This is a genomic window from Veillonella sp. (genome assembly GCF_041333735.1).
Lineage (GTDB): Bacteria > Bacillota > Negativicutes > Veillonellales > Veillonellaceae > Veillonella.
Window position 1 is genome coordinate 404,993 of record NZ_JBGKFB010000001.1, and the last position, 13,541, is coordinate 418,533.

14 protein-coding genes are annotated in these 13,541 nt (G+C 37.2%); 4 read left to right on the top strand and 10 right to left on the bottom strand.

The genetic code is table 11. The annotated features are described in order from the left end of the window. Positions 1 to 452: 452 nt before the first annotated feature. Together ACDF53_RS01830 and ACDF53_RS01835 are read right to left on the bottom strand one after the other, a co-directional pair. Positions 453 to 1,628 carry an MBL fold metallo-hydrolase gene (locus tag ACDF53_RS01830; RefSeq protein ID WP_370815306.1) on the bottom strand — a complete coding sequence of 392 codons (1,176 nt, stop codon included), beginning with the start codon at positions 1,626 to 1,628 and terminating at the stop codon, positions 453 to 455. Positions 1,629 to 1,630: 2 nt separating this feature from the next. After that, positions 1,631 to 2,665, bottom strand: coding sequence for a hypothetical protein (locus ACDF53_RS01835; protein ID WP_370815307.1), 1,035 nt, complete (start codon positions 2,663 to 2,665; stop codon positions 1,631 to 1,633). A gap of 339 nt (positions 2,666 to 3,004) precedes the next feature. Between ACDF53_RS01835 and ACDF53_RS01840 the strand changes: the two genes are divergently transcribed. The 3 genes from ACDF53_RS01840 (at position 3,005) to ychF (ending at position 6,769) form a co-directional block, all read left to right on the top strand. Further along, positions 3,005 to 4,234 (top strand): LL-diaminopimelate aminotransferase, encoded by a 1,230-nt coding sequence (locus ACDF53_RS01840; protein WP_005387804.1) that lies wholly within the window; start codon positions 3,005 to 3,007, stop codon positions 4,232 to 4,234. A 262-nt stretch (positions 4,235 to 4,496) separates the two neighbouring features. Beyond that, positions 4,497 to 5,471: a diaminopimelate dehydrogenase gene (locus ACDF53_RS01845; protein ID WP_370815308.1), complete on the top strand. Its 975-nt coding sequence runs from the start codon at positions 4,497 to 4,499 to the stop codon at positions 5,469 to 5,471. Positions 5,472 to 5,662: 191 nt separating this feature from the next. Beyond that, complete coding sequence (gene ychF, locus ACDF53_RS01850) at positions 5,663 to 6,769, top strand: redox-regulated ATPase YchF (RefSeq protein WP_370815309.1); 1,107 nt, start codon at positions 5,663 to 5,665, stop codon at positions 6,767 to 6,769. A gap of 78 nt (positions 6,770 to 6,847) precedes the next feature. Here the strand turns inward: ychF and ACDF53_RS01855 are convergent, their stop codons facing one another. The 7 genes from ACDF53_RS01855 to ACDF53_RS01885 all read right to left on the bottom strand — a co-directional run bounded on the left by ACDF53_RS01855 (position 6,848) and on the right by ACDF53_RS01885 (position 10,700). Then, the gene (locus ACDF53_RS01855) at positions 6,848 to 7,084 is read right to left on the bottom strand and encodes a CsbD family protein (protein ID WP_008715418.1); all 237 of its coding nucleotides are present in this window, start codon (positions 7,082 to 7,084) and stop codon (positions 6,848 to 6,850) included. 64 nt (positions 7,085 to 7,148) lie between these two features. Next, positions 7,149 to 7,388 carry a GlsB/YeaQ/YmgE family stress response membrane protein gene (locus tag ACDF53_RS01860; RefSeq protein WP_004693817.1) on the bottom strand — a complete coding sequence of 80 codons (240 nt, stop codon included), beginning with the start codon at positions 7,386 to 7,388 and terminating at the stop codon, positions 7,149 to 7,151. Positions 7,389 to 7,541: 153 nt separating this feature from the next. Continuing rightward, positions 7,542 to 8,252, bottom strand: a complete 711-nt coding sequence (locus ACDF53_RS01865) for an NAD(P)H-dependent oxidoreductase (protein ID WP_370815310.1) — start codon at positions 8,250 to 8,252, stop codon at positions 7,542 to 7,544. Between the two features lie 102 nt (positions 8,253 to 8,354). Beyond that, on the bottom strand, positions 8,355 to 8,612 hold the full coding sequence (locus tag ACDF53_RS01870; protein ID WP_296007578.1) for a DUF3343 domain-containing protein: 258 nt from the start codon (positions 8,610 to 8,612) through the stop codon (positions 8,355 to 8,357). Between the two features lie 124 nt (positions 8,613 to 8,736). After that, complete coding sequence (gene yedF / locus ACDF53_RS01875) at positions 8,737 to 9,336, bottom strand: sulfurtransferase-like selenium metabolism protein YedF (RefSeq protein ID WP_370816183.1); 600 nt, start codon at positions 9,334 to 9,336, stop codon at positions 8,737 to 8,739. Between the two features lie 119 nt (positions 9,337 to 9,455). Continuing rightward, positions 9,456 to 10,487, bottom strand: a complete 1,032-nt coding sequence (gene selD, locus ACDF53_RS01880; protein ID WP_370815311.1) for a selenide, water dikinase SelD — start codon at positions 10,485 to 10,487, stop codon at positions 9,456 to 9,458. 9 nt (positions 10,488 to 10,496) lie between these two features. After that, the gene (locus tag ACDF53_RS01885; protein WP_005387793.1) at positions 10,497 to 10,700 is read right to left on the bottom strand and encodes a DUF951 domain-containing protein; all 204 of its coding nucleotides are present in this window, start codon (positions 10,698 to 10,700) and stop codon (positions 10,497 to 10,499) included. A 603-nt stretch (positions 10,701 to 11,303) separates the two neighbouring features. On the opposite strand from ACDF53_RS01885, the gene rbr reads away from it, so the two are divergent. Continuing rightward, positions 11,304 to 11,849, top strand: coding sequence for a rubrerythrin (gene rbr / locus ACDF53_RS01890; protein WP_325192130.1), 546 nt, complete (start codon positions 11,304 to 11,306; stop codon positions 11,847 to 11,849). 159 nt (positions 11,850 to 12,008) lie between these two features. On the opposite strand, the gene thiM is transcribed toward rbr, so the two are convergent. Then, positions 12,009 to 13,529: a hydroxyethylthiazole kinase gene (thiM, locus tag ACDF53_RS01895; RefSeq protein ID WP_370815312.1), complete on the bottom strand. Its 1,521-nt coding sequence runs from the start codon at positions 13,527 to 13,529 to the stop codon at positions 12,009 to 12,011. Positions 13,530 to 13,541: the final 12 nt, after the last annotated feature.

Below are 13,541 nucleotides of genomic sequence, written 5' to 3' on the forward strand. Positions count from 1 at the left end.
TCATGTAAAATCGACTATAATATGTATGTATTTAAATTATATCAAAAACAAAGTTAATCCTATATAGTTTTGATATTTTTCAATAAAAAAGCGTAGTAAAATACTACGCAAAAATTGATCTATAGCCAAATGTCAATTCTATTTTTCTTTTAATCACATTGCTATACTAATACTAAGAGTCATCACGTGAGTTAGGCTCATCACCGAAAGGTGGTGATACTATGAGTAAATTTGAAAAGTACTACTTAATTCTTTTTGTAATTTCCATAGCAATATCACTCTTTGCACTATTCAAATAGAGTAAAGACAAAAGCCTAACGCAACAGAGTATTCAAAATACTCGCACGCTAGGCAATCCTTAAAAAGTATTTATAAGATGAGCCTAACGCCACCACACGTTGATGGCTCCCTTTTTATTTATTATACAACATAAATAGAATTTCTTAAAGGAATTATATGATAAACGGCTCTTTATCATTAACGACATAAACATTTCTATCAGGTAGTATTCTCTTTAGTTTTTCAGGGATATCAGTATGAACCGGAATAACAATATCAGGATCAACCATTTCTATGAACTGAACTAAATCGTCCTTTGAGACATGACCACTGGCATGACATATATAAGATGTATATGTATCTAACAATTCTTTCAATGCTAAATTCTCCTCAATATATCCTGTCCACATGGAATATATAATACGTACATCATCTTTAGGGAACTCTTTAATTTTAGAAATAAAATTTTCTGTCCCTCTTACTAAAGATACAAATCCATCTTCCATATAGTATTTAGGATACCTTCCTTTATCAATAACTAATGGGCTATCATGTTTACGATACAAAGAACTTTCATAATATACATTATTAATCACAGTATCTAATATTCTTTTCTGATAAGCATCACAAATGAGTACTTTATCCGTTGGCATATTCTGCCAAATCCCCATAATACGGTCAATATTCGTAGAGGAACACATAACAAAAACATATTTCCCATCTTGAATATATGAAGAAATATCGTCTAATACTGTGGCTTCAGATATACAATCATCTGCGTCTCTAGACAATGAGGTGCCCTCTGTAATTAATACATCAACCTCACCTATATAGGTGTTAACTAATTTGTCTAATACGTGATGGCGCAACCCATGCATCCGAAAATCACCTGTATATAAGACACGTTTACCTTCTGCTTCAATGACAAACATATAACTATCCGCAGCACTATGATCGATAACTAAAGGTCTGATACATATATCACCAATAGAAAAGGCATCTCCACCCCGAAATGTATTAGCACCTAATAAGCGCAAGTATAGACCTCTATCTTGATAATCAGCACCTATTAGCGCGATTTCCTTACTTAATTCACCCATATATAATGGAATTTCTGATAGTGCAGAGGTTAGTTGGCCTAAATGATCCATATGATAATGAGAAATCACAATACCATCGCAATTAGGTATCCCTTTTGTAATACCATCTATATCTAGATTTATAGGCATGTACTTTTCATCTAAACTTAATTCATTACCAAAATCTAACATAATGCAAGTAGATGCTGTACTAATTTCTATAGCACTACCACCAATCTGATGAGTGCCACGATGTATAACTATATTCATACTTAACCTTTACTAGGAATCGTTAGTAGCGTCTCTGCTCGATAAGAGCGATCTAATTCTGAAGACCACTTTTGCACATTTTTTAAAGGGACAGCTTTATCTATATCCTCTGTTCTTAGGACAACAAATCGAATTTGTTTCAGTTTAGATTCTTGTTTTAATATAGCCTCACATAAAGCTCGTAATGCTTTTCTTTTACTTGGATTAATTAATTCCTGGCACTCTTTATACTGTTGTGACACAACAGTTTTAGATGGATAGTTAGGTTCATTAACTTTGTTAGGTTCACTTGAATCGATACGAAGCATCAAATTTGTTTTATCCCCACCATCTTCTTTTGTACAAGACTTTTCGTCAAACAAAACAACTAACTCGGCTTCATCCGTATGTTTATATTCAGATAATTTCTTTAAGTTATTTATACCCTCGTGAGCTACATCAGCCTTAATCTGTTTTAAATCAAGCAGCTTATAATATGTATAAGCCTCTAAAACACATCGTAGTAAAGTTTCCTCACTACCAGAAGGACGATATTTTAATTCAATGACAGAATAACATTTATCATCTACGTTATAGCCCAATAAATCTATTTTCCCATACGAATCATTTTTTGTCTTTTTTAATGGTGTTTGATAATCAAAGATATATCCTAGCCCATCAATGTTACTTTGATAAAATAATAACTTTGCTAATATTTCTTCTTTTCGATTTGTAATTTTTATGCTCTCTAGACATTCATCTTTATTCGGATGATTTATCTTAAAATGTTCTGGTCTTACTGGTATTAAATTTAACCAGTCCTTTATAAAATTATCATTAACAAGGGTTTCGGCAATAACTTCACTATAAAGGTTCTTATAGTCTTTTACACAGCCTTTGTAATTTACAACAGATGACTTATAAAAATTTGCTGCAAATTTCGTCCCCCCCTTTTCATCAGAAGCAGTTAAGCCATAGGTCGTTATAAACTCATCAAACTTATCAACTCGCTTAATCCGGTCAAAAATTTTCTTAATAGACATCTTACAATCTACCATAATGATATGCCTCCCTAAAAGCAATTTACGCCCCTTAACATAGCCAATAATTTAGCTCTCATCACATACAAACAATCAATGTAATTAATCATAATTCCATTATATCAATGGTCGTTTTATGAGTAAACAATGAAGAATTTAAATTAACTATAGATAATATCTTCTTATATTTCTATTTTAATATAGATGACGAGTAATAAATTCCGCATAATTCAATCTTTTATAGTAATGGGCCTAAACAAAATTTACATAAACCAGAAATTCTATAGAAAATCCTTGCGTCATTATTCTATATAATTTACTATATATAGAGAAATCTGATTATAAAAAGGAGTCATCATGGCTAATATTAATGAAAACTATTTAAACCTACAAGGTTCTTATTTATTTGCTAATATCGCTAAAAAGGTTGCAGATTATCAAGCAGCTCATCCAGATGCAGACATCATTCGTCTTGGTATCGGCGATGTTACATTACCACTTGTTCCTGCAATTATCGATGCTATGAGCAAAGCAGTTCAAGAAATGGGTAAAGCTGAAACGTTCCGCGGTTACGGCCCTGAACAAGGTTACGACTTCTTACGTCAAGCTATTGTTGATGGCGATTACAAACCATTAGGCGTAGATATCGCTATTGACGAAGTATTCGTTTCCGATGGTGCAAAATCTGATGTTGGTAACATCCAAGAGTTATTCAGCGAAGATAACATCATTGCTATCACTGATCCAGTATACCCAGTATACTTAGATTCTAACGTAATGGGTGGTCGTACTGGCGAAGCAGTAGATGGTATCTTCCAAAAGGTTGTATACCTCCCTACTTACGCAGAAAATAACTTCTCTCCAGAATTCCCTTCTGAACGTGTAGATATCGTATATCTTTGCTCCCCTAACAATCCAACTGGTACTGTTTTGAGCCGTGCTCGTTTAGCAGAATGGATCAAATGGTGTAAAGATAATGATGCGATTTTAATGTTCGACTCCGCTTATGAAGCTTTCATTAGCACAGAAGATACTGTAAAATCCATCTACGAAATCGAAGGCGCTCGTGAAGTAGCTATCGAGTTCCGTTCCTTCTCCAAAACTGCTGGTTTCACTGGTACTCGTTGTGCTTACGCAGTTGTGCCTAAAGAAGTGACTGGCAAAACTAAATCCGGCGAACGTCAAGCGCTAAACCCTATGTGGAACCGTCGCCAATGCACTAAATTCAATGGTGTGCCTTACATCATCCAACGCGGTGCTGAAGCAGTATACACAAAAGAAGGTCGCGAACAAACTCGCGCTAACATTGCATACTACAAAGAAAACGCTCGCATCATCAAAGAAGGCCTTGAATCTATTGGTCTTACTGTATACGGTGGCGTTGACGCTCCATACATTTGGCTAAAAACTCCTGGCAACATGACTAGCTGGGAATTATTCGACATCTTACTCGAACAAGTTCAAATCGTATCTACACCAGGCTCTGGCTTTGGTCCTCACGGTGAAGGTTACCTTCGTTTAACAGCTTTCGGTAGCCGTGAAAATACAATTCGCGCCGTTGAAAGAATTAAAACATTAAAATTCTAATAGGAGAATTAGCACAAAGCTTATTCCCTATAGAAACTAAAAAACCTATAAAGACAAAAAGACCGATTGTACACCTATATTAGGAGTATAATCGGTCCTTTTTACGTTAGTTAAATGTTATGATTTATCTCAGCATCAATATGATAGATAGGATTATATATTTATTTTTATTTGATTCTATAGAAAAATATTAATAACTATCATTTTATGCTATAATGATTATGTTAATTATTAAATTTCTCGATTTATATAGGAGGCTAATATGAGCAAAATTCGTATTGGTATCGTTGGCTACGGCAACTTAGGCCGTGGCGTTGAAGCATCCGTAAAATTACAACCTGATATGGAGCTTGTTGGTGTATTCTCTCGCCGTAAAGGTTTAGAAACAGTATCTGGTGTTCCTACATATACTATGGAAGATCTACCAAACTTCAAAGGTAAAATCGATGTTATGGTTCTTTGCGGTGGTTCTGCAACAGACCTTATCGAACAAACTCCAATGGTAACAAAATACTTCAACTGTATCGATTCCTTCGATACACATGCACGTATCCCTGAACATTTCGCTAACGTAGACAAAGTAGCTAAAGAAGCTAAAACTGCTACATTGATTTCCTGCGGTTGGGACCCAGGCATGTTCTCTTTACAACGTGTATATGCTGAAAGCATCTTGCCTCAAGGTAAATCTTATACATTCTGGGGCCGTGGCGTTTCCCAAGGTCACTCCGATGCTATCCGTCGTATCGATGGCGTTCTTGACGCTCGTCAATACACTGTTCCTAAAGAACAATACCTTGAAGCCATCCGTAATGGTGAAACTCCAGACGTTGATGGCTACAAAGGTCACCTTCGTGAGTGCTATGTAGTAGCTGCTCCTGATGCTGATAAAGCTAAAATTGAAAACGAAATCAAAACTATGGAAAACTACTTCGTAGGTTATGAAACTGTAGTAAACTTCATTTCTCAAGAAGAACTTGATCGCAACCACAAAGGCATTCCACATGGTGGCTTCGTTCTTCGCTCTGGTGAAAGTACAGATGGCACTCGTCACGTTATCGAGTATTCCTTGAAACTTGACTCCAACCCTGAATTCACTGGCTCTGCACTTGTTGCTTATGCTCGTGGTATCTACCGCCTTGCTAAACATGGCGGCACAGGTTGCTACACTGTATTCGATATTCCACCAGCTTGGATTTCCACACATTCTGCTGAAGAATTACGAGCTCACTCTCTATAAGATACAAAATAAAATCCCACACATCAGTGTGGGATTTTTGTTTAGTGACACTACTAATCACCTATGTGACTAATAGTGTCACTTTTTTAGTACAAATTTATATCGGCTATATGATATAATATTTATTTGATAGAGTTTCTATGGAAACTTTCACAAAGAACGAAATCAATGTTTTAATAAAAGGTGGTACCATGAGCACAAATTTAGAAGTAGGCATCGTAGGCCTTCCAAATGTTGGTAAAAGTACATTATTCAACGCCATTACTAAAGCAGGCGCTGAAGCTGCCAACTATCCATTCTGTACAATCGAGCCAAACGTAGGTGTTGTTGATGTTCCAGATAATCGTTTAGCTGTATTGGCTGAAATGTTTGGTTCTAAACGCATCCTCCCTGCTGCTATGCGCTTCGTAGATATCGCTGGCCTCGTAGAAGGTGCATCTAAAGGTGAAGGTTTAGGCAATAAATTCCTTAGCCACATCCGCCAAGTAGATGCGATTGCACAAGTTATTCGTTGTTTCGATGACCCTAACATCACACACGTTTCTGGCTCTATCGATCCAATCCGTGACATCGAAATCATCAACACTGAGCTTTGCCTCGCTGACCTTGAATCCGTTGAAAAACGCAAACAACGTATCGAAAAAATCGCTAAATCTGGCGATAAAGATGCACGTACTGAATTACCATTGCTAGAACGCATCATCGAAGGTCTTGGCGAAGCTAAACCTGTTCGTGCCCAAGGTCTTGAAGAAGAAGAATTAGAAATGATTAAAGAGTTAACATTGCTTACAGCAAAACCATCTCTTTATGTAGCTAACATTTCTGAAGATGAAGTATCTGATTATTCTGCCAACGAATATGTAAAACGCGTAGAAGAATATGCCAAAAACGAAGGCGCTGGCATCGTTGTTGTGTCTGCTCGTATCGAGTCCGAAATTGCAGAGTTATCCGAAGAAGAATCCGCTGCATTCCTCGAAGATCTAGGCCTTGAAGAATCTGGCTTAACTAAACTTATCAAAGCAAGCTACGCACTCTTAGGTCTTATCAACTACTTCACAGCTGGCGAAATGGAAGCTCGTGCTTGGACAATTGTAAATGGCACAAAAGCACCTCAAGCAGCTGGTAAGATTCACTCCGATATCGAAAAAGGCTTTATCCGTGCCGAAATCGTATCCTTCGATGACTTACAAGCTTGCGGCAGCCAAAACGCGGCTAAAGAAAAAGGCCTTGTACGCCTTGAAGGTAAAGACTACGTTATGAAAGACGGCGATGTAACCCATTTCCGCTTCAATGTATAAACAAACTTATATAACAAAAACCAGTAAATCTCAGGATTTACTGGTTTTTTTATTACTAATTATAACCTTTATATAATATTATTTATCGTCTTTATGAAGAACATTTTTGACGCCACTAATCGCACCATCTACAGCATCTTTAACATCTTCAGCTGCTTTTTTGAGATCTTCAGCAACATCATGTGCAGCCTCTTTAACTTTTGCAGCTGTATTTTCTACAGCACCTTCTGCTTGCAATTCTTTGTTATCAGTTAATTTACCGGCATTTTCTTTTAATGCACCTTTAGCTTGATTTAATTTATCTTCTAAAGCCATAATTATGATCCTTTCATATAAAATCATTTATAGCTATGTTAGCTATACTTTTAAAAATAGATTACTATCCCTTTTTCCCGAAGAAAAACGAAACAACAGCAACAACAATTACAGCACCAAGAACAGAAGGAATTAATGCCATGCCAGCTAAGCTAGGACCCCATGTGCCAAATATTGCTTGCCCCACAGACGAACCAACTAAACCAGCAACAACATTGGCAATAACGCCCATTGCTCCACCTTTGTTAGTGATGGCACCTGCTAGGAATCCGATAAAACCACCAACAATAATTGACCATAACATACAATCACTCCTTCCTATTCAATCAAAATATTTATAAACCCGATCAAATAATACAGTATTTATAAATATTTTAGAATTCTTGTATATTTATAATATATCATTCAACTCTAAAGATTAAATGAAGAATTTCGATTTAGTTCTAAAGATAACGATTTATTCAACTACGGTTACAATTTCATCTAATGTACGACGTGTTTTATTGCGATGTGGTTCTTCATCACGGTAGCCAAAGGCAGCCATTACGGAGATGCCGAAATGTTTCGTATCGAAGAGACCGAGTTCGTCACCAAGAAGTGCTGTCATATCATCTTGATTGAAACCTTCTAACGGACAAGAATCTAAACCTTCATAAGCAGCCATTGTCATCATATTTGCCATAACGATATATGCTTGTTTAGAAGCCCAGTCAAAAGCAGCTCGTTCAGATTCAAATGTTTTATAATCGCTTGTAGTGAATTGGGCATATTTTTCACGATATGCTGCATCAATTTCTGCAGGTAATTGTTTAACTTCCTCTTGAATATAACGAACATAAGGGGAATCGAATTCCAAGTCTATCTTTTTGCGTGTTAAGAACACTACAAAATGACTTGCTTCAAGGCCTGCTTGAATACCCCAGCCATGAGCTTTCATTTTTTCACGAATTTCAGGATTTTGGATCACTAACAACTCATAAGGCTCGAAACCAAGGGATGTTGGAGCCAAGCGAGCTGCTGTTAAAATTGCATTCCAATCTTCATCAGAAATCTTTTTAGTACTATCAAATTTTTTACATGCATAACGATATGTCATAGCATATTCTAAATCTTTACGATCCAATTTAGGAGCCGTTAATTTTACATTTTCTATTTCATATTTGCTCATATATACCTCCATAAGTGATAAAAATATCATATGCTTATACTACCATAATATCCATACTAATCATATGAAATGCATCAATAAACACAAAAGACTAGACATAGTCTAGTCTTTATATGGTACAGCCAGCTCTCCTTTTTCATACCAAAAGAGGCCTGACGTACTAATCTTATGTTCTTTTAAAATAATCTGAACCTGCTCAACAATACTCGGATCTATTTGCACCGATAAACCACACATATCGTACAGCTCGGGAGGTGTGGCCATCAATTGATGAGGCACCTCTAATTCTGTTAATAACTTATCTGCTTTATCACCAAAATAATAGGATGTAAAAACGACAAGTAATTTTTTATTTTCCAATGCCTCACCTCCTAACACAATCGATACGATTAGATTTCGTTCACCTAAACTATTAATGCTCGAAATAAAAAATCTAATCTAAACCAATAACTCTAAATCAATATATCAAAATAAGCTGCTAACATTATAGCTTAACAATATTGTCACCAAGGATAGCATCTGTAATAGCATACATGTTCGTAATACTACCGACACCAACGTTTTCTTTCACACCATAGAAATCGAGGCAAATCCCACAAGCTGCAATTTCCACACCTGCGTCAGCTAGCTTTTTAATATTTTCCAAATGAACAGAATCGTTAGTTACCATCTTGACACTGCTATTAATGAAATAGATCTTAGATGGTTTCACATCTGCTTCTACCATACACACCCAGAAGGTTTTCATCAAATTTCTACCGAGCTCTTCGCTACCTTCACCAAGATAATCTTTTGTCATCAAGATGACGCGGTTACCATAGTTCATCGGTTCGCAACTCGCTTCTGTCACGGGATTTGCATTTGGCGTCATAGTGAGATAGAAATCCTTACCGTCTTGGCGAATAGCCACACCATAGCCTCGAGACTTACCAAACTTTTCCACATTATCACGACTCACTTCATTATCTACAATCGTCGTAATAACAGCATTTGGATTAGCATCACTAACCTTCTTAGTTTCAATTACAGGTTTTGGACATAAGCTACCACGTACGTCTACAGTTAATTCATTTGTATTACTCATCATATACCTCTATATTATATACATTATAAATCTTGTGAAAGTATCAGCTAATAGCTAATAGCTATTAATAGTTTAATTCTATATCTATGCCAATAGTAGCGAAATTATTATTTATGATTTTATTCTGTAACGCGTACAGCCAGACCGCTGAAACTTTCAACAGCACCAATAATAGCAGCACAGTCAATGCCAGCCTCATGTAAAGCCTCAACCAGTTGATCACCTTCGCTAGCAGGAACGGAGAACAGTAAGCCCCCAGAGGTTTGTGGATCAAAGAGAATATCTGTCCACACTGGATCTAAGGACTCGTCAACTTGTACATCGGTTATGGCCTTGCGATTACCATAGGATGCAGCAGGCACCAATCCCATTTGAGCCGCTTCGATAACATCATCAAAGAGCGGAATGTCGTAAGCCTTAATATGAATAGTAACATCGGAAGCACTAGCCATTTCTACAGAGTGCCCCATAAGGCTAAAGCCCGTCACATCTGTACATGCATGAACGGTAAAGTTATGTGCTACCTCTGCTCCTACTCTGTTCAACGTACTCATACTAGTCACAGCTTGCTCGGTACCTACAGGGAACAAATCACCTTTTAGAGCATTATTCATAATGCCTGTACCAATTCGCTTAGTTAATACCAGTACATCTCCTACTTGGGCGCCTTTATTTTTCCAAATTCGATATGGATGCACTTGTCCTGTTACAGACATACCAAAGATAGGCTCTTTATTTTCAATGCTGTGGCCGCCAACGATAGCAGCACCAGATTCAGCCACAATGGATCCAGCCCCATTTAATACATCTGTTAATACACCTTGTTCAACAAGAGGCACAGGGAACCCCACAATGTTCATAGCCGTTAATGGTGTTCCGCCCATAGCATACACATCACTCAACGCATTAGCCGCTGCAATTTTACCAAATAATACAGGATCATTAACCATAGGCGTAAAGAAATCCAATGTTTGTACTAATGCTAGTGTATCTGAAAGTTTATATACGCCTGCGTCATCGGCACCTGTCATATCTGCTAATACATGTTCATTAGTAACAGGATTCACCGCTTTTAATACGCGATTTAATATATGAGGCCCAATCTTACATGCACACCCCCCACTTGTTACGTAATCAGTGAGTCGTACCATATGTCCCCCTTATTCATTCTCTGGCAATCTAGATATAATTTTCTTAACTGCCTTTTCAAATTTCGGGCGCGGCATCAACAGTTGATGACCACAGCCATTACATACAATGAGGAAATCTGTGCCAATCCGTTTGACTTCCCATTCATCACTGCCGCAGGGATGTGACTTTTTCATCTTCACCACATCGCCTACGTAATATCTAACAAATGCCATAGCGCCTCCTTCTACAACGTTCAGTATTTATATACTTATTATACAAGAAATACAGAGTTCTATAAACATATCATAATTCTATAGTTATATAGTCATTTTATGGGTAGTTATTAGTACATTTAACGAAAAGATTATTAATTACTAATCAATAATGATTTTTCATTTAGTTATCATTCTCAATATCAAAATCAGCATTTTTTATAAATCCTATACTATTCAGTCTTTAAGAAACCGCATTTTTACTACATTGATAATATTTATCATTTAGAAAATTTTCGAAATAAATTTTACAAAAACACTTGCATTTCTCATTTAGTATGTTACAATATAGTCAACAATGATTATTCGTTAAGTATACGGATAACACATTGTATATAAAACTGTTAAGACGGCAAGTGCCGAAAAACACAAATCAGTAAGTACTATTTTAAGAATTAGGCAAGTGTCTATTTAATCTAAGAATAAGTTTTCTTACTAAGGCGAAGTCGCCCATAAAAATTGTAGAATAAGTATTCTATTATTTGCATTCACAACCAAGTGGTTATGAATATATAAGTTAAGTAACAAATTTGAAAATTATCGTAAGTACAAAGGAGTATTAAAATGGCAGAATTAAAAGGTTCTAACACTGAAAAAAATCTTCAAGCAGCATTCGCTGGCGAATCCCAAGCATTCCAAAAATATACTTTCTACGCAGCAGCAGCTCGTAAAGCTGGCATGAACGAAATCGCTGATTATTTCGAAGAAACAGCTCACAACGAATCTGCACATGCTAAATTGTGGTTCAAAGCTCTTCATGGTGGCGATGTATCTTCCGATATCGAAGCTAACCTTCGTGATGCAGCAGCTGGTGAAAACTACGAACACACTACAATGTACAAAGAATTTGCTGACGAAGCTGAAAAAGAAGGTTTTGCTAAAATCGCTTACCAAATGCGCGAAGTTGGTAAAATCGAAGCTCGTCATGAAGCTCGTTACCTTGCATTAGCAGCTCAAGTATCCGGTAACAAAGTATTCCACAACGACGAACCAGTTGCTTGGATCTGCGCTAACTGCGGTTACGTACATGTTGGTGAAGAAGCTCCAAAACTTTGCCCAGTATGTGCTCACCCACAAGCATTCTTCCACCGTTTCGTGGAATCCATCTAATCTGTAAGTACGACACTAACTAAACTAACAACCTGTAAGTACAGATTTATATTAAACATACCTGTAAGTACAATATATTCTTACAGTAAGTACTAACAACTTCCTTAACAAAAAAGACGATGACTTTGGTCATCGTCTTTTTTTGTGTTCTATTTGCTTTTAAGGTTGTGCACTATCTACTAAATGCTTAAACTGTTGGGCTGCTTCATAAGGATTATCTGCATGAGCTATAGCGGATATGATGGCAATACCACAGGCACCTCCTTGTATAATAGGTACCGCATTATCTAAGGTAATTCCTCCAATGCCAACACATGGTAGTGTTAAACCTTCTGCTTGAAGTTCACTAATTCGATTTGGTCCGCATGGTTCTTGTGCATCAGGTTTACTACTTGTAGCATACATAGGCCCTACACCTACACAATCAGCATAGACTACATCTGTCTTATGTAATTCCTCCACGGAGTGAATGGAAATACCAACTACCTTATGGCCTACAAGATGGCGTACCTCTTCTAGGCACATATCCTCCTGTCCTACGTGAACGCCATCGGCATTAACGGCCACTGCTAAGTCTACATCATCATTGATAATATAGAGTACATTGTACTTCGCACAGATTTGTTGTAATTGTTGGGCTAATTCTAATTTCTGTTGTCCCTCTAAAGTGCCCATTCCCTTTTCTCTAAATTGGAAACAAGTCACACCACCTCGACAAGCCTCTTCTACGACACTTAGCAAGCGATTTTCATTAAGACCTACATCTTGAGTGCCACCAATGAAATATACTTGTAATTGATCAGGTACAACTATAGGACGTATATGATTTTCAGATATAAGCACCGCATCATCAAGCATGTATAAAGCATCCATAAAGGCTACACTAAAGCTACCAGGTTTTACACCGCTCACCTGTACCGCACTTTCACCGGCCAAGCCATAGTAAGCCAGTACATAGGCGAGAAATTCACCGATAGATACTCTATCTTTACATGGATAATAAGCGCTAAAGAAGGCTGCTAATACGGCTCCTAATAAACAGCCCGTACCCGTTACAGATGTCATAATAGGGTGTCCATGTGGTACTGCAAATACGCGAGTTCCATCGGAAACATAATCCTCTTCCCCCGTTGCTACCACAGGACAGTTGATAAGACGTGTCAAACGATAGGCAATAACAGCACTATCCTCGACTTGTGCCCCATCTACACCTTTGCCTGCAGTAGAATTATTAGCCGTATCATTGAGACTTAAAGTATCATAAATAGCTTTGATTTCGCTTTGATTACCTCGTAATAGAGAGATATTACCAGTCTTAATTAAATCTAAGACTACCGACAATCGGTAAGCTCCCGCATGACAGCCTACTGGATCTAACACGATAGGAACCTCATGTTTCTTTGCCAGTGCTATAGCCTCCTTGTAGTAAGCAGCTTTATCTGGCGTAAGCGTTCCAATATTGATGAGTAAAGCCGATGCATGAACGATGAGGTCTTTTAAATCTTCACTGCATTCGCTCATCACAGGCGATGCACCAATGGCTAGTAAACCATTGGCCGTAAAGGTACGTACCACATCATTAGTAATGCAAATAACAAGAGGATTTCTCTGACGCAATGTCTCTAATATATTTAGATTAGGCCAAGTTTGACCTTTCATATATGGATTTTCATGGTTCATATCAGTATCTCC

Bases quoted from the DNA above. Each gene is read 5' to 3' on its own strand.
- ACDF53_RS01830 (WP_370815306.1), bottom strand. From the start codon at position 1,628: ATGAATATAGTTATACATCGTGGCACTCATCAGATTGGTGGTAGTGCT.
- ACDF53_RS01835 (WP_370815307.1), bottom strand. From the start codon at position 2,665: ATGGTAGATTGTAAGATGTCTATTAAGAAAATTTTTGACCGGATTAAG.
- ACDF53_RS01840 (WP_005387804.1), top strand. From the start codon at position 3,005: ATGGCTAATATTAATGAAAACTATTTAAACCTACAAGGTTCTTATTTA.
- ACDF53_RS01845 (WP_370815308.1), top strand. From the start codon at position 4,497: ATGAGCAAAATTCGTATTGGTATCGTTGGCTACGGCAACTTAGGCCGT.
- ychF (WP_370815309.1), top strand. From the start codon at position 5,663: ATGAGCACAAATTTAGAAGTAGGCATCGTAGGCCTTCCAAATGTTGGT.
- ACDF53_RS01855 (WP_008715418.1), bottom strand. From the start codon at position 7,084: ATGGCTTTAGAAGATAAATTAAATCAAGCTAAAGGTGCATTAAAAGAA.
- ACDF53_RS01860 (WP_004693817.1), bottom strand. From the start codon at position 7,388: ATGTTATGGTCAATTATTGTTGGTGGTTTTATCGGATTCCTAGCAGGT.
- ACDF53_RS01865 (WP_370815310.1), bottom strand. From the start codon at position 8,252: ATGAGCAAATATGAAATAGAAAATGTAAAATTAACGGCTCCTAAATTG.
- yedF (WP_370816183.1), bottom strand. From the start codon at position 9,336: ATGAGTAATACAAATGAATTAACTGTAGACGTACGTGGTAGCTTATGT.
- selD (WP_370815311.1), bottom strand. From the start codon at position 10,487: ATGGTACGACTCACTGATTACGTAACAAGTGGGGGGTGTGCATGTAAG.
- ACDF53_RS01885 (WP_005387793.1), bottom strand. From the start codon at position 10,700: ATGGCATTTGTTAGATATTACGTAGGCGATGTGGTGAAGATGAAAAAG.
- rbr (WP_325192130.1), top strand. From the start codon at position 11,304: ATGGCAGAATTAAAAGGTTCTAACACTGAAAAAAATCTTCAAGCAGCA.
- thiM (WP_370815312.1), bottom strand. From the start codon at position 13,529: ATGAACCATGAAAATCCATATATGAAAGGTCAAACTTGGCCTAATCTA.